Source organism: Thalassospira tepidiphila MCCC 1A03514 (assembly GCF_001662875.1).
Lineage (GTDB): Bacteria > Pseudomonadota > Alphaproteobacteria > Rhodospirillales > Thalassospiraceae > Thalassospira > Thalassospira tepidiphila.
Genome location: NZ_JPVZ01000010.1, coordinates 68880 through 84828, shown reverse-complemented (window position 1 = coordinate 84828; position 15949 = coordinate 68880). Strand labels below are relative to the sequence as shown.

Annotated in this window: 17 protein-coding genes; 9 read left to right on the top strand and 8 right to left on the bottom strand. The window is 55.1% G+C overall.

The features are described from left to right. The first annotated feature begins 148 nt into the window (after positions 1-148). Genes TH4_RS17620 through TH4_RS17610 form a run of 3 tightly spaced genes read left to right on the top strand, consistent with a single transcriptional unit; the run spans position 149 to position 1333 of the window. Positions 149-742, top strand: a complete 594-nt coding sequence (locus TH4_RS17620) for a hypothetical protein (RefSeq protein WP_064782150.1) — start codon at positions 149-151, stop codon at positions 740-742. Positions 743-800: 58 nt separating this feature from the next. Next, positions 801-1043: a type II toxin-antitoxin system CcdA family antitoxin gene (locus tag TH4_RS17615; protein ID WP_064782149.1), complete on the top strand. Its 243-nt coding sequence runs from the start codon at positions 801-803 to the stop codon at positions 1041-1043. After that, positions 1043-1333 carry a CcdB family protein gene (locus TH4_RS17610; RefSeq protein ID WP_064782148.1) on the top strand — a complete coding sequence of 97 codons (291 nt, stop codon included), beginning with the start codon at positions 1043-1045 and terminating at the stop codon, positions 1331-1333. Before TH4_RS17615 ends, TH4_RS17610 begins: the two co-directional genes overlap by 1 nt. 3 nt (positions 1334-1336) lie before the next feature. Here the strand turns inward: TH4_RS17610 and TH4_RS17605 are convergent, their stop codons facing one another. Continuing rightward, positions 1337-2863 (bottom strand): UbiD family decarboxylase, encoded by a 1527-nt coding sequence (locus TH4_RS17605; protein WP_064782193.1) that lies wholly within the window; start codon positions 2861-2863, stop codon positions 1337-1339. A 264-nt stretch (positions 2864-3127) separates the two neighbouring features. Here TH4_RS17605 and TH4_RS17600 point away from each other — a divergent pair, with 264 nt between their 5' ends. After that, a complete protein-coding gene (locus TH4_RS17600; protein ID WP_064782192.1) occupies positions 3128-3484 on the top strand; it encodes a DUF4170 domain-containing protein in 357 nt (118 codons plus the stop codon). A 38-nt stretch (positions 3485-3522) separates the two neighbouring features. Then, entirely contained in the window at positions 3523-4239 is a 717-nt protein-coding gene (locus TH4_RS17595) for a hypothetical protein (protein WP_157097787.1), read from the top strand. Here the strand turns inward: TH4_RS17595 and TH4_RS17590 are convergent. Together TH4_RS17590 and ubiA are read right to left on the bottom strand one after the other, a co-directional pair. Further along, a complete protein-coding gene (locus tag TH4_RS17590; RefSeq protein WP_064782146.1) occupies positions 4236-4943 on the bottom strand; it encodes a class I SAM-dependent methyltransferase in 708 nt (235 codons plus the stop codon). The two genes, TH4_RS17595 and TH4_RS17590, sit on opposite strands and share 4 nt — an antisense overlap. Positions 4944-4974: 31 nt before the next feature. Next, positions 4975-5928, bottom strand: a complete 954-nt coding sequence (gene ubiA / locus TH4_RS17585; protein ID WP_064782145.1) for a 4-hydroxybenzoate octaprenyltransferase — start codon at positions 5926-5928, stop codon at positions 4975-4977. A gap of 60 nt (positions 5929-5988) precedes the next feature. Here ubiA and TH4_RS17580 point away from each other — a divergent pair, with 60 nt between their 5' ends. Both TH4_RS17580 and TH4_RS17575 read left to right on the top strand, forming a co-directional pair. Next, a complete protein-coding gene (locus TH4_RS17580; protein ID WP_064782144.1) occupies positions 5989-6789 on the top strand; it encodes a 16S rRNA (uracil(1498)-N(3))-methyltransferase in 801 nt (266 codons plus the stop codon). An 11-nt stretch (positions 6790-6800) separates the two neighbouring features. Continuing rightward, positions 6801-8171: a glutamate--cysteine ligase gene (locus TH4_RS17575; protein WP_064782143.1), complete on the top strand. Its 1371-nt coding sequence runs from the start codon at positions 6801-6803 to the stop codon at positions 8169-8171. Positions 8172-8249: 78 nt separating this feature from the next. On the opposite strand, the gene glpD is transcribed toward TH4_RS17575, so the two are convergent. From glpD to phnD, 5 genes are all read right to left on the bottom strand, one after another. After that, the gene (gene glpD, locus TH4_RS17570) at positions 8250-9770 is read right to left on the bottom strand and encodes a glycerol-3-phosphate dehydrogenase (RefSeq protein WP_064782142.1); all 1521 of its coding nucleotides are present in this window, start codon (positions 9768-9770) and stop codon (positions 8250-8252) included. 1 nt (position 9771) lies between these two features. Next, entirely contained in the window at positions 9772-10596 is an 825-nt protein-coding gene (gene phnE, locus TH4_RS17565) for a phosphonate ABC transporter, permease protein PhnE (protein ID WP_008891549.1), read from the bottom strand. Then, a complete protein-coding gene (gene phnE / locus TH4_RS17560; protein WP_008891550.1) occupies positions 10590-11396 on the bottom strand; it encodes a phosphonate ABC transporter, permease protein PhnE in 807 nt (268 codons plus the stop codon). The genes phnE (TH4_RS17565) and phnE (TH4_RS17560) overlap by 7 nt, the downstream gene beginning before the upstream one ends. After that, a complete protein-coding gene (phnC, locus tag TH4_RS17555; RefSeq protein WP_008891551.1) occupies positions 11393-12190 on the bottom strand; it encodes a phosphonate ABC transporter ATP-binding protein in 798 nt (265 codons plus the stop codon). Before phnC ends, phnE (TH4_RS17560) begins: the two co-directional genes overlap by 4 nt. Positions 12191-12272: 82 nt before the next feature. Continuing rightward, positions 12273-13271, bottom strand: a complete 999-nt coding sequence (phnD, locus tag TH4_RS17550) for a phosphate/phosphite/phosphonate ABC transporter substrate-binding protein (RefSeq protein ID WP_082923482.1) — start codon at positions 13269-13271, stop codon at positions 12273-12275. 157 nt (positions 13272-13428) lie between these two features. Here phnD and TH4_RS17545 point away from each other — a divergent pair, with 157 nt between their 5' ends. Both TH4_RS17545 and fumC read left to right on the top strand, forming a co-directional pair. Beyond that, complete coding sequence (locus TH4_RS17545) at positions 13429-14274, top strand: DeoR/GlpR family DNA-binding transcription regulator (protein WP_064782141.1); 846 nt, start codon at positions 13429-13431, stop codon at positions 14272-14274. Between the two features lie 161 nt (positions 14275-14435). After that, on the top strand, positions 14436-15833 hold the full coding sequence (gene fumC, locus TH4_RS17540) for a class II fumarate hydratase (RefSeq protein WP_064782140.1): 1398 nt from the start codon (positions 14436-14438) through the stop codon (positions 15831-15833). The last annotated feature ends 116 nt before the right edge of the window (positions 15834-15949 follow it).

The following is a 15949-nucleotide window of genomic DNA, read 5'->3' as shown; positions in this document are numbered from 1 at the left end:
AGCTGGTTTTGGCCTAAAATTCCTGCCTTGTTTCAGAGGTGGCAGGACGAGGGCCGAATGGCAAGGCCCGGACAATGACAGATTTCAAACGGCTTTCTGTTATAGTCAGACAAACAAGTGCTACTGGCGCCAGATAAACGGGAACGCGATGAACAAGCAGAAAATTCTTTCCGGGCTTAGTGTGGCTTGCCTGATCGGATTGGTCAGCCCTGCATTCGCAGATGACAGCAAGACTGTGATGAAAGGCTGGGATGAAAATGGTGTATGGGAGCTGAATGCGAATGGCGAAACCGATCCGGTTTCAAGCGCACAGTTTTATTACGAAATGCGCTGGCAGGGCGGGCAATACGCCCGAAACTATCGCCATCAGATGCTGACCGGTGATTTTACCTGTGATGGCGTGCTTGATCGCATCGCCGGTTGGGTTGACCTTGATAACCCTGATGGCCCGTTTTTCGCATTGTTGTTTGTGACCAACCATGGTGCCAAAGATCACAGTGAAATCCGTTATATCCCGTTCAAGCAGTCCGAGCAGTTTGCGCTTTGTGTCTTTGATGAAACGGCACCACCGGTGCTGAGCTGGCAGGAAAACAGTACTGAATACATGGCCGAAGTTATGGGCGATGCGGATATGTGCAATTTCGCCATCCGGGTTGATGATTTCATGTGTGATGCGCCGCAGTTTTTCTATTCCGAAAAGCCGGATGAAAATGGCGACCACTGGATGTTTTTCAGAAATTGAGCTTGGTGTGGTTTCCTGATAATGTATGCGCATAAATATGCACATGGAGCTTGCGTAAATGACCGCAGATGTCAAAGCCAAGCAGCGCAAGCCGACAAATGTCAGTCTTGATGCTGAATTGTTGCAAGAGGCCAAAAAACTCGGGATCAATATTTCGCGCTCAGCCGAGTCAGGTTTGCGTGATGCGATTTCGATGAAACGGGCTGAACTTTGGAAAGAGCAAAACAAGGCAGCCCTTGAGGCGAGTAACAGCTATGTCGCGAAAAACGGCATACCTTTGGCCAAACATCGGAAGTTCTGATGGCCAAGGGGGATATTTGCCGTTTCGAGGATGGCTATGTCGTCGATGTGCAGTCGGATCTGCTTTCTGATTTGCAGACACGGGTTGTCGTGCCCCTGAAACCAATTGCCCAATATGCCTTGCCAGCCGAGCGGCTAAATCCTGTAGTTCGTATAAGCGGCGATAACTGGGTTTTGCTGCCGCAGTTTATCGCGACGGTTGGTCTGGCGGAAATTGGTGAGAAAGTTGGTGAGTTCGAAGATAGTTTCGCCCTCACCAACGCACTCGATATGGTCTTTCACGGCTTTTAGCGATCAGTCCCGCCAAATCTTCTTGCCCGTTCCGGGCAGGCCATAGCGTTCCCATTTCTGATCGACTCGGTCGATGATGTCATCATCCATATAGATCTTTTCGCCCCATTCGCGGTTGGTTTCACCGGGCAACTTGTTGGTGGCATCAAGGCCAAGCTTGCCGCCAAGGCCCGAAACCGGGGATGCGAAATCAAGATAGTCAATCGGGGTGTCGGTGACGGTGGTGATATCGCGTACTGGGTCCATCCGCGTCGAGATCGCCCACATGACATCCTTCCAGTCACGGACATCAATATCGTCATCCACGACAATGACGAATTTGGTGTACATGAACTGACGCAAGAACGACCAGACGCCCATCATCACGCGCTTGGCGTGACCGGCATAGGCCTTCTTCATCGAAACAACCGCAATGCGATAGCTGCATCCTTCTGGCGGCAGCCAGAAATCAACGATTTCCGGGAACTGTTGCTGCAAAAGCGGCACAAACACGTCATTCAATGCTTCACCCAGAACCGACGGTTCATCTGGCGGACGGCCGGTGAAGGTCGACAGATAGATCGGCTTTTTGCGCATGGTGATGGCGGTCACGGTAAAGACCGGGAAATCTTCGACCGAGTTATAATAACCGGTGTGATCGCCATACGGCCCCTCGGGCGCGTATTCATCAAGCGATACGTAACCTTCAAGAATGATCTCGGCCCTGGCCGGGACCTTGAGCGGCACGGTTTTGCAATCGACCAGTTCGACTTTCTCGCCGCGCAAAAGCCCGGCAAACTGATATTCCGACAGGGTATCAGGGACCGGGGTGACCGCGGCAAGGATCGTGCCCGGATCTGCGCCCAGAACGATGGCAGCGGGCAGCGGTTCACGCTTTTCCTGTTTCCAGCGGGCATGATGCTGTGCGCCGCCGCGATGTTTCAGCCAGCGCATGATGGTTTTGTTTTTGCCCAACACCTGCATGCGATAGATGCCAAGGTTAAACACATCGCGCTTGTCACCACCCTTGGTGCCGGCACTTGGTCCCTGGGTCACCACCAGCGGCCAAGTGATCAGCGGGCCGGGTTCACCGGGCCAGCAGGATTGAACCGGAATTTTCGAAAGATCGATGTCATCGCCCTGAAGGACCACTTCCTGACACGGCGCCTTGGAAACCGTTTTGGGTTTCATCGCCATCACGGTTTTGGCAAGCGGCAGCATCGAAAAAGCTTCGCGGATGCTGGCCGGTGGTTCTGGCTGTTTGAGGAATGCCAGCGTTTCGCCGACTTCGCGCAGTTCTTCGGGCTTGCGGTTCATGCCCGCCGCCACGCGGTCCACGGTGCCAAACAGGTTGACCAGAACCGGCATGTCATATTTTTTGCCGTCATCACCGACAACATTTTCAAACAGAACCGCCGGGCCACCTTCGGCGAGAAGGCGGGTCTGGATTTCCGTCATTTCAAGATTGGGGGAGACCGGTTCAGTGACACGGACAAGACGGCCGGTTTTTTCCAGCGCATCCATGAAGTCACGAAGGGATTGATAGGGCATGGCACCTGTCATCTGCAAAGCTTTGAAACCTGATTGTCTTCATACGCCGCGGAGCGAAACGGGACAACCTTGCTGTTGTCAAATACGTTATTTGTAACCGGTTCGATCCATCCCTACATGATCTGACAATGCTGCGTTGCAGGGCGATGCATAATTTTGCGGTTTTGGTCAGCGCATCATTTGGTTATACATGGGCAAGGAAAAGAGTCGCGTGACCCACAGCACGCGACCTGGCAACTCACCAAAAGCATGAAGGACGCACAGATGGCCAAGTACTGGGTTATCGGGGGCACCTATCAGGATACCGGTTTCGACAAGCCGATTGGCGAAGAAACCAAAGTTGGTCCGTTTGGCAGCTTCGAAGACGCCGAAAAGGAATGGTCGAAAATGGCCTGGCAGTCGGTTGATGACGCGAATTCGCGTTATCGGATCGAACGCCTTGAAGAATACTGGGTTGTCGGTGGCGAATATGAAAGCACCGATTTCGAAACCCCGGTTGGCGGTGAAGAAGAACGTCATGGCCCGTTTGCCACGTTTGGCGATGCAGAAAAGGCATGGTCGAAACTGGCATGGCAGCATGTTGACGACTGCAACTATCGCTATCGCGTTGTCGAAGGCTAAGCCCGACGACCAGCATGTTTTCGATATCTGATGCGCATATGATCACGGATCCCGTGTTGCGCGACCAGATCGAACAGCATCCACGCGCGCAGGATCTCCTGCGCGCGTTTTTGTATCCCTATCCTGCGCCGGATCACGATTTCCTGTTTCGTGGTGGTGACGCGATTGCGATAGAGCCATCAGACGTCGCGACTGCGACAAGGGGCAGGACACCGGTTCTGGCCGTCGGGTCCAATCGTGCACCGATACAACTTGCCCGAAAATTCACCCATCAGAACCTGTCAGATGAAATTCCGGTGACCCATGGTTGGCTGTCGCATCATGATATTGTCTATTCAACGCACATAACCGGATACGGCGCGGTTCCGGCAACGCTGGCGCCATCACCGGGCACGCGCGTGCGTGTTTCGGTGACCTGGCTCACCCCGACACAACTTGCCCATATGCATGTCACGGAATCGGTGCCAGCCCATTACAGCTACGTTCACTTTCCGGGGCGCGATCTTGATCTCGATTGCGGGGTTACGACCGATCACATCGGCATGTACCAATCTGCGCGCGGGCATGTTTTTGATCAGGGCGCGGTGTTTGCCTTGTCTGCGATTGAGGCCAGAGATCGCCGGTTCACATACCTTGATCAATGGGAAATGACGGCACTTTTCGCCAAGCGTGCCGGGCAGGTCTTTAGCCCCGCATTCGTCCTGCGTGTCATTGATGATCCGGCATTTCGCCGTCTTGTTGTTGAACAGGATTAATCACGGTCCGGCAAAAGCTGCCAGATGCGGGTGAACTTGGTGTCGGTATCTTCGACCGCGACATCGACAGGTACGTCATAGGTTTCAAGCTCGTCGATATTGTGCGTCGGCGCATAGGTCCGGCCGGGGTCGGCCAGGATGACCTTGGTGCCAAGGCGCGCTTCGGCCATCAGCCACTGCAAAACGGCATTTGCCATATCCTGCTGATAACAGACGTCGCCGGCAAAAATCACATCCCAGCGCTTTTGCGGGGCCGATGTGCCAACCAGATTTTCGGTCGTCGTCGGGACTTCAGCACCATTGTGTTTGGCATTCAGCCTTGTAGCGGTAATCGCCACCGGGTCGATGTCATTGGCAAGGATTTCTGCGGCATCAGAACGGACGCAGGCAATCGCCTGCATGCCGCCACCACAGGCGAAATCAAGCACCCGCTTGCCGCGTACCAGTTCCGGGTGATCAAGGATATAGCGCGTGATTGCCTGCCCACCCGGCCAGGCAAAGGCCCAATAGGGTGGTGGGATATCAAGCACACCCAGAATATCCTCGGTCGCCTGCCAAAGCGGGGTGATGTGGGTCGCCAGATACATCTCGATTTCCGGCGCCAGTGGCACGCGGGCCGGTACGGTGAATGTTTCGATCAGATCGGCAAATTGCGGATCATCGACATCGGGCACCAGTGCATCGGCGAAGACATTCTCGCTCATTGGCGGTTTACCTTGAAAAGGGGGTATCGGGTTATGCGTTCGCAATCAGGTGCGAAAGCACGATGGCAGCAAGTACCAGTAATCCGTAATCGCGGTTGGATTTAAACCGCTTCAGGCAATTGGCCGCATTATCAAGCTTGACGGTGGCAACCTGCCAGCCAAGGTGAATGCCCGCCAACCCCAGCAAGACAAAATAGGACCAGTGCAAACCGGCCAGCATGCCCGAAACGCCCAGCAAAAGCGTGGTCATGGTATAGAACCCCTTGGCCCATTTCGGCGTCGCATCGCCCAGACGGAGGGCGAGGGATTTCAGGCCGATCTTGGCATCATCATCCTTGTCCTGATGGGCATAGATGGTGTCATAGCCAAGCGTCCAGAAAAAGCCGGCCGCATACATGGCAATGGCGGCCGGTTCGACCGTGCCGGTCACAGCCGCCCAACCGACCAGCGCGCCCCAGTTAAATGCAAGGCCAAGGCAGGCCTGCGGCCAATAGGTGATCCGCTTCATGAACGGATAGGTGATGATGATCGGGATCGAACAGATGCCGACGATGATCGCCTCGATGCGGAATTGCACCAGAATGCCAAGTCCCAGCAACATCATGAAGCCGAGGAACAGCAAAGCCTGCCATACCTTGACCTGACCACTGGGGAGCGGGCGGGTGGTGGTGCGTTCGACCTTGCCGTCAAAATTGCGGTCGGCCAGATCATTGATCACGCAACCGGCCCCGCGCATGATCACGGCGCCCACCCCGAACAGGGCCATCATGATGACGATCTGTTTGGTGGTGACGGCATCGGTTAACCCGCCTGCCATGGCGGTGGACCACCAGCAGGGCAAAAGCAAAAGCCAGGTGCCAATCGGACGATCAAGGCGCAGCAGTTTCAGATAGGGCCGGACAGCTTCGGGCATGAAACGATCGATCCAGCCATCCTGTGGCATATCGTTCTTGCTGGTCTGTATTGGCTGGTTGACCTGTGTCATAATTGGCCTATCTGATAAAAAACCATTTCAAGATGCCGTAAAACGGCTTTGGGGACCTTTATGACTGCTGATGCCACGCGCGCCCGCCAACGCCTTTTCGTTCGGGATCCTATCACGGCTGATAGTGAAATCGAACTTGCTCCCGAACAGTCTCATTACCTCGAACATGTCATGCGCCTCAAGCCCGGAACACCGGTAAAAATTTTTAATGGCCTTGACGGGGAGTGGCTGGGCACGATCAGCGAACTTCGCAAAAAGAAGGGCAGCGTCACCGCGGAACGCCAATTGCGCACGCAGGGCAATGAAGTTGGTCCGACTCTTGTTTTTGCACCGATCAAAAAGCAACGACTTGATTTCCTGATTGAAAAGGCGGTTGAGTTGGGCGTTCAAAGTTTGCAACCGGTCATCACCCAACATGGCATCACCGACAAGGTCCGCCTTGATCGTTTGCAGGCACAGGTTGTTGAGGCGGCCGAACAGTGTGAACGCCTGACTGTGCCTGAGGTTTGCGAACCTGTGCGTCTTTTGGACTGGGTCGCAAATCTGCCGGAAAATAACCATCTGCTGTTTTGTGATGAAACAGGATCGGGGTCACCAATTGGTGAAGTGCTAAGTCAGCTATTGGCAAAGGGCGCTGGCTCGTTTATCGACAATACCAATGTTGTTAACCATGCAATCGTGATTGGACCCGAGGGCGGCTTTAGCGCCGACGAACTTGAACGTATCCGCAAACAGCCTTTTGCAACGCCTGTAAGCCTCGGTCCGCGTATTCTGCGTGCCGAAACGGCCGCAATTGCAGCTTTGACCGTATTTCAGGATCGTATCGGCGATTGGTCGCACCGACCCGTTGCGAGAGATTAGGGGAAGCCCTTATGACTGTCAGCGCCTCCACTGGTGACAGCCCGGTAATTGAAAGCCGGCGCCAGCTTGTCGAATGGTTCGAGTCCGGCTGTACGCCAAAAAAAGACTGGGCCATCGGCACTGAACACGAAAAATTCGCCTTCACCCGCGATGATCTTCGTCCCATCCCTTATGAAGGGGAACGCGGGGTCAAAATGCTGCTCAATGCCCTGGCCGAACATTATGACTGGGAGCCGATCATTGAGAACGGCAATGTCATTGCACTGACCAAGGACAAATGTTCCGTCTCGCTCGAGCCGGGTGGTCAGATCGAACTTTCAGGTGCGCCGCTTAAGAACATTCACCAGACCTGTGGTGAAGTGCATACGCATCTTCATGAAGTTCGCGAGATTTGCGACGGGCTTGGCATTGATATGCTGGGTGTCGGCCATAATCCGAAATGGAAACGTGAAGACATCCCGTGGATGCCCAAGGGCCGCTACGAGATCATGAAAAATTACATGCCCAAGGTCGGAAACCTCGGTCTGGACATGATGCTCAGGACCTCGACCATTCAGGTCAATCTGGATTTCAGTTCCGAAGCCGACATGGTCAAGAAATTCCGGACCTCTTTGGCGCTTCAGCCGGTGGCAACCGCCCTGTTTGCGGCGTCGCCGTTTGTTGATGGCAAGCCAAGCGGCTTCTTGTCGGCACGATCAAACGTCTGGACCGATACCGACCCGGATCGTTGTGGCATGTTGCCGTTCGTGTTCGAGGACGGTTTTGGCTTTGAACGCTATGTCGACTACATGCTCGATGTGCCGATGTATTTCGTTTATCGCGACGGTAAATACATTGATGCAGCAGGCAAGTCGTTCCGTGATTTCATGGATGGCAAACTTGATGTTTTGCCGGGTGAACGCCCGACCATGAATGACTGGTCTGATCACATGACCACGGCGTTCCCGGAAGTGCGTCTTAAGAAGTTCCTTGAAATGCGCGGTGCTGATGGTGGCCCGTGGAAACGCATCTGTGCGCTGCCGGCCCTTTGGGTTGGTTTGCTGTATGATGACGCCGCCCTTGATGCTGCATGGGATCTGGTCAAGGACCTGTCGGTTGCTGAGCGCGAAGCGCTTCGCAACGATGTTCCACGCACCGCCCTTGCCACGCCTTTCAAAAACGGCACGGTTCAGGATCTGTCAAAAGACGTTCTGGCGATTTCCCGTCAGGGTCTTAAGAACCGTGGCCGCATGGACAGCTACGGCGACGATGAAGGCCATTTCCTTGATAGCCTTGATGATGTGGCACAAAGCGGCCGCACTCTGGCTGAGGAATTCCTTGATAAGTACGAAACCGAATGGAACGGCTCGGTCGATCCGTTGTTCAAGGAATACGCCTATTAAGGCCAACGAATACGCAATAAAAAAGGGCAGTGATTTCACTGCCCTTTTTTGATGTTTGCAGGTTGCTCGTTTTGAAGGTTACTGCGCAGCCCGATCAAGCCGGGTTTGGGCGGCAAACCATTTTTCGATGGCATCGACCTGATCAGGCTGCATCCCGAGGCCAAGCTTTGTCCGGCGCCACAGAACATCTTCTGCGCGACACGCCCATTCATTGGCCATCAGGTACTTGAGTTCAGCTTCGTAAAGGTTCGGCGCGACTTCTGTGCCCAGATCACCAAGTGACGTCGCCGTGCCAATGATCTTGCTGATCGCCGTGCCGTAGCTTCGCACCAGCCGATACAGCAATGCGCGTGGCAACCAGTCATAGGTTGCCTTGGCCTTGGCAAGGAATGCATCAAAATCGCCGTCTGGCATGTCGCCACCGGGAAGGATGGCATTTGCCGTCCAGTCCTTGGCATCGTTGCTCAGAACCGGAGCCAGTTTCTGCATCGCATGTTCGGCAAGCTTGCGATAAGTGGTGATCTTACCGCCATAGATCGACAGGATCGGGGCCGAACTTCCGCTATCGCCGGTATCAAGATCGAACACGTAGTCGCGGGTTACCGCCGACGCATTGTCGTTCTTGTCATCATAAAGCGGTCGCACGCCGGAATAATCCCAAACCACGTCCTTGCGGTTGAGTGGTTTGTCCAGATAGCCATTCACCAGATCCAGCAGATAGTCGACTTCCTGATCGCTGATTTTGACCTGTGCCGGATCGCCGTTATAGGTAACGTCGGTGGTGCCGATCAGGGTGTAGTCCTGCTGATAGGGGATGGCAAAGGCAATGCGCCCATCGCCATTCTGGAAGATATAGCAATGATCATGGTCATGAATGCGCGCAACCACAATGTGGCTGCCCTTGACCAGTCGAAGACCGGCGGCCTTCTTGCCAAGTCCGGCATTTTCAACCATTTCGGTAACCCACGGGCCTGCGGCGTTGACCACGGACTTGGCGCTGACCGATTGGGGGGTACCATCAGGCCCGATCAGTTCGGCATTCCAGTGATCGTGATGACGCACCAGTGACGCACATCTGGTGCGGGTTCGGATATCAGCCCCACGGGCCTGTGCATCCTGTGCGTTCAGGACCACAAGCCTGGCATCATCGACCCAGCAATCGGAATAGGAAAAACCGCCCGCGTAATCAGATTTCAACGGTTGGCCTTCCGGCGTGCCATTAAACGAGACGGCACGTGATCCAGGCAGACGTTTGCGTTTTGCCAGATGGTCATAAAGAAACAATCCGGCACGCAGCATCCATTTCGGACGCAGGCCCCGGTGATGGGGCAGAACGAATGTCAAAGGCCAGATGATATGTGGGGCAGCAGCCAACAGAACTTCGCGTTCCTGAAGTGCTTCGCGCACCAGACGGAACTCGTAATGTTCAAGATATCGAAGACCGCCATGGATGAGTTTGGTCGAGGAAGAAGAGGTGGCCGAGGCAAGGTCGCGCTGTTCGACCAAAAGAACAGAAAGCCCGCGACCGGCGGCATCACGGGCAATACCAGCCCCGTTGATGCCGCCGCCAACGACCAGAAGGTCGTAAGTTTCGGTCACGTTAGATCACCTTTTTACGCAGGTAAGCTGAAATGGCTTCGCCAATAATGACCAGACCAATGATTGCCAGAAGGATCGTGGCAACCGTTTGCCATGCAAAGGTATCAATCGCCCCCTGAAGGATGATGCCGATCCCGCCAGCCCCGACCAGACCCAGAACCGTACTTTCACGCAGGTTGATGTCCCAGCGGAGAATGGACACGGCAAAGAAGGTCGGCATGACTTGCGGAATGACGCCATAGACCAGAATCTTGAAACGCGATGCGCCCACAGATTCCAGTGCCTCGATCGGGGCACGGTCGATTTCCTCGATCGCTTCGCCCAGCAGTTTGCCAAGGAAGCCAAGCGACCGGAAAATGATCGCCAGAATACCGGCCAAAACACCCGGTCCGAACACAGCCACAAACAGCAGCGCCCAGATGATGGTGTTGACCGAACGCGACGACACCAGAATGAACCGGCCAAGCCAGAGCGTGAAACGGTTCGGCGTGGTGTTCTGGGCTGCGATCAGTGCAATCGGCAGGGACAGGAACACGGCAAAGAAGGTCGCAATGGTTGCGATATTGACGGTTTCCAAAAGCGTCCAGCCGATTTCCTGCCAGCCTTCAAGCGATGGCGGGAACATGCGGGCAAACAGATCGCCCATCTGTTCCGGCGCATCCCAAAGCCACGGCCAGATGATGTTGATCGTCGATAAGGACCAGACGACAGCCAGCGCGACCAGTGCGGTCAGGCCATAACGCCGCCAGCGTTCCTTGGTGGTGTAGCGGGACCATTCGCGGTTGGCGATTGCTTCCGGTCCGGTAGGTTGGGTGGTGGCTACCATAGGTTCCTCCTGATCCGGCCGCTGATGGCCTCGCTGACAAGGATCACACCGATGATGCAAAGGGTAATCGCCAGCGCAAAGTCATAGTCGTAACGCCCAAAGGCATTAAGAAGGGTCGATCCGATACCGCCCGCACCAACGATGCCAACAATGGCAGATGCGCGCAGGTTGCTATCAAGCTGATAGATCGAAAGACCGATCTGACGGGGCATGATTTGCGGGATCACGGCATACAGAAGAGTGACAAATGTCGCCCCGCCAGCAGCACGGATCGCCTCGACCTGACCCCAGTCGATTTCCTCAATCCGTTCGGCCAGCATTTTGGCAACGAAACCGATGGAATAGACCGTCAGCGTCAGAATACCTGCCAGCGGGCCAAAGCCGACCGCTTTGACAAACAGGATGGCGACAATGACCGGGTGGAAAGAACGGGCAACAATGATCACGCCACGCCCGATGGTATAAAGCCATTTCGGGGCGATGTTTGACGCCGATGCAAAGGCAATCGGAACGCTGAGTGCCAGACCGAGCAGGGTCGAGACAATGGCGATCTTGATGCTTTCCATGAAGCCGTCAAACAGCAACTCGCCACGGATGAAGCTTGGCGGGAAGGCGCCCTTGAAGATGCGGATCGCACGCGGGACACCGTCCTGGATGCGCTCCCAGTCGAATGGCAGGGTTGTGATGGCCCACCAGACATAGGCAACAACAGCAATCAGAAGTCCCCAGCGCAACATCGGGTTGGCAATAAAGGGGGGCTTCTTCCATGTGCGGCCCGTTTTTTGAACGGTGCTGCTCATCGTGCGGCGACCTCGCGCAGGTGGGTGCTGCTTTCGGCATCGCCGCGTTCTTCGGCGGGCACACCGGCATAGATATCGTCCATGGCGTCATTGGTCAGGTCGACCGGCTCGCCATCGAAAATGATGCGGCCAAAGCGCATGCCAACGATCCGCTGGGTATATTCCTTGGCTTCGTTGACGTTATGGATGTTGATCAGAACCGGCAGGTGCAGCTCGGATGCGAGCGCGCGCAGCAGTTCCATGATCTGACGCGATGTTTTCGGATCAAGCGATGCGGTCGGTTCATCGGCCAGCAGGATTTCAGGTTCCTGCATCAGGGCGCGGACCACACCGACACGCTGGCGTTCGCCGCCGGAAAGTTCGTCGGCACGTTTGTCGGCATAATGGGCGATCCCGACGCGTTCCATCAAATGAAAGGCGCGATCAATGTCTTCCTGCGGATATTTGCGCGTGACCGCGCGCCATGCCGGAAGATAGCCAAGGCGCCCGGATTGCACGTTTTCCATCACTGTCAAACGGTCGATCAGGTTGAAGCCCTGAAACACCATGCCGATTCGACGGCGTGCCAGACGCAGCGCCTTGCCTTCAAGCTTGGTCAGTTCCGTGCCATTGAGTTCGATTGAGCCCGAAGACGGTTCGACAAGGCGGTTGATACAACGCAGCAGGGTACTTTTGCCCGCACCTGATGCGCCGATGATGGAAACAACACTTTCGCCCGGCACTTCAAGGTTCAGGTTCTTCAACACTGCCTTTTCTTCGCCATAGCGTTTTACAAGTTCTTTGATACGCAGCATTGCGTTACCCCGAATGAAATGGGTGGCACAGGGCCTGCCAAGGCAGGCCCTGCAAAGTTCGGATCGATTGGAAAATCAGGAATTACTTCAGGTTGTCCGGGGTGTATTTCACGCCGTTGGCAGCCTGAATTTCGCGGATAACCGCCCAGTCTTCCTGATAGGTGATCGGCAGGAACTTCGACACACCCTTGAATTCTTCACCAAGGGCGGTGCCCTTCATGTCAAAGGTAAAGAAGGCTTCCTTGATCTTTTCGACCAGTTCCGGCTTCAGGTTGTAGGCGTAGTTGAACGAAGTGGTCGGGAAAGGCTTGCTTTCATAGATGATTTTGACTTCGTTCGGATCATAGAGATCGCGCTGGGCCATACGTTCGACAACTTCGGACGCGACCGGGGCTGCGTCATAGTCACCGGCGACAACGCCCAGGATCGACTGATCGTGCGAACCGGAATAGACAACTTCGTAATCCTGTTCCGGAACGATGCCCTGACCCGGAAGCAGTGCACGCGGTGCAAGGTTGCCCGAGTTCGAGGTCGGCGAGGTATGAGCAACGCGTTTGCCCTTAAGGTCGGCCGGGGTATCGATGCCGCTGTCTACACGGGTGTAGAGCTGAAGCGTGTAACCAAAGCGGCCATCATCCGCACCCATCAGCGCAAACGGAACTGCACCGGCAAGGTTGACGGCAAACGGTGTCGGACCGGTCGAGAAGCCGGCAACGTGCAGGCGGCCTGAACGCATGGCTTCGACTTCTGCCGAGTTCGACTGAACGGCAAAGAAGTGAACGTCCTTGCCGGTGACTTCTTCAAGATGCTGCAGGAACGGGTCCCAGATGTCGGCATAAACCGCCGGGTCTTCGACCGGGGTATATGCAAAGACAAGGGTGTCCGGATCGACCTGCTGGTCTGCGGGCGGGGCATCGGCAACAAGGTCGCCGTCCATGTCGCAATACATCGGGTCAAGATCGCCGCGTGCGATGCAGTCATCTGCCGCTGCGGCCGGGGTGGATGCCATGCCGACCATGCCGATTGCGGCAAGGAGGGTGGTGAGCTTTAAACTGTCGGTTTTTTTCGGAATTGAAAACACTGTTTTCGAACCTTTCTTCCCTGTGAATGACGGCTTTCCGCCGTTTTTGAATGTGGTTTTGTTGTTTTTATTGTTGCTTTAATCAACAATATGAATTTGAAAAAGTTGGAAAATCAACACAAAACTGTAACAAAAGGTTTCACTCAGGATTGCTAAGATGCCTGCTATTGGCACAAAACCGGCCATAATTGAGGGGGATGTGGCTTTGCGTTTGGGAAAAAAAGAGCGGCAGCGTCGTATTTTACAAGAGTTACAGGTTCACCCTCATGTGAGAGTTGCCACACTTGCAGAGCGATTCGATGTTGCAACCGAAACCATCCGTCGTGATCTTGACGCGCTGAGCCGTGATGGATTGATCAAACGCGAGTTCGGTGGCGCATCGGCCCGTCCCATGGGTCATCAGCCCGATCTGGCAGAACGACAGCTATCAGCCGTGGCGGGGTTTGAACGGATTGGCATGCTGGCGGCTGACATGGTGCGGTCCGGCGATGTGGCCATGATAGATGCCGGATCGACCGTCGCCCAGATCGCACCGTTTCTGGCAGCCCGCACGACAAAACTGCCACGTACGTTTCTGACCAATTGCTATGCTGTGGTGCATGGCATGGCCGAGCTTGCCGATCATGATGATGTTTTGATGTGCCCGGGCCAGTTTGATCGTCGTGAAAACGCTGTCTATGGCAACGATACCGTTGAATATCTGCGCCGTTTCCATGCCAATATTGCCTTTATCGGGGCATCGGGGATTTCGCGGCAGGGCTTTAGTGACGTCAACCGCCGGGCGGTGGCCGTTAAACGGGCAATGATGGAACGATCAGACGAAACCTGGCTGATGGTTGATCATACGAAGTTTGACCAACGCTATCTGGAAAATGTCGCCCCGCTTGAGGCCCTTACCGGCATCATCACGGATCGCAGACCCGAACCGGAATTCGCATCCCAGCTTGAACGGGCGGGAATACGGCTTTTGGCGTGGTGCGATGAAAAACATGGTCTGGCATGAACCGACTGGCCTAAACCGATAAATAGATCGGTCAAACCGCAATTTGGTCGCAGTTGAGTTTGCGTTCGTCCTGATTCCAAACCATATTTCCCGGCACAGCGCGTTATTGTGTTGAATGCCGGGTTCCCGCCCCGGTCAGTTTGTTTCTGACACGGAGGATTATGATCGTGACCAATCCAGTGACCACCCGTACCGAACAAGACACCATGGGCGAAATTGATGTGCCTTCTGATCGGTATTGGGGGGCGCAAACCCAGCGATCCAGACAGAATTTCCGCATTGGCGGCGAACGTATGCCTGATGCACTGATCAAGGCGTTCGGGGTTCAAAAACTGGCCGCTGCGCGCGCCAATGCCGCCCTTGATAATCTCGATCCGGAACTGGCCAAGGCGATTGAGGCCGCCGCATCCGAAGTGGCCGAAGGCAAGCTTTTGGATCACTTCCCGCTTGTTGTCTGGCAAACCGGATCGGGTACCCAGACCAATATGAACACCAACGAAGTCATCGCCAACCGTGCGTGCGAGATTTTGGGCAAGCCGATGGGCAAACGCGAACCGGTCCATCCCAATGACCATGTCAATCGCGGCCAGTCATCGAATGACAGTTTCCCGGCCGCCATGCATATCGCCGCCGTGGTCGAGATCGAGGAAAAGCTGAAACCCGCCCTTAAGCACCTGCGCACGACCCTTGACGCCAAGGTCGAAGCATTTGGCGATATCGTCAAAATCGGCCGCACCCATATGCAGGATGCGGTTCCCCTGACCCTGGGGCAGGAATTTTCCGGTTATGCCGCGCAAATCGCGCTGGGGCTGGATCGGATCGACGATGCGCTTAAACGCCTGCGCAAACTGGCACAGGGTGGCACCGCCCTTGGTACCGGGCTGAATGCGCCGGATGGCTTTGACGTTGAATTTGCCAAACAGGTGTCAAAAATCACGGGGCTTGAGTTTGAAACGGCGGAAAACAAGTTCGAAGCACTGGCCGCCCATGACGCCTGTGTCGAGATGTCGGGTGTCATGAATGTGCTGGCGACGTCGCTGATGAAAATCGGCAATGATATCCGTCTGCTTGGGTCCGGGCCGCGTTGTGGTCTGGGTGAACTTGTCCTGCCCGCCAACGAGCCGGGATCATCGATCATGCCGGGCAAGGTCAATCCGACCCAGGCAGAAGCATTGACCATGGTCTGCGCGCAGGTGATGGGCAATCATGTTGCGGTCACGGTGGGTGGTTCGAACGGTCATCTGGACCTTAACGTGTTCAAACCGGTGATTATTTATAACCTTCTGCAATCCATCCGCCTGATTGCCGATGCATCGGTAAGCTTTGCCGATAACTGCATTGCCGGGCTTGAGGCCGATCAGGAAAAGATCGCGCACTATGTCGAACAAAGCCTGATGCTGGTGACCGCCCTGGCCCCGCATATTGGCTATGACAATGCGGCGGCCGTGGCCAAGAAGGCGCACAAGGAACGCAGCAGCCTGAAGGAAGCCTGCATCGCCCTTGGTTTCCTCGATGGGGATCGCTTTGATGAGCTGGTTCAGGCCCGCGATATGATCTGATGTGATGTTTTAAAGCATCGAATAACAAGGCCGGGTATCGTACCCGGCCTTATGTTTCCGCATCATGAAAAGTATGAAGACGTCTGGACGAAACAGCCCCCGTGGAATGATCAATG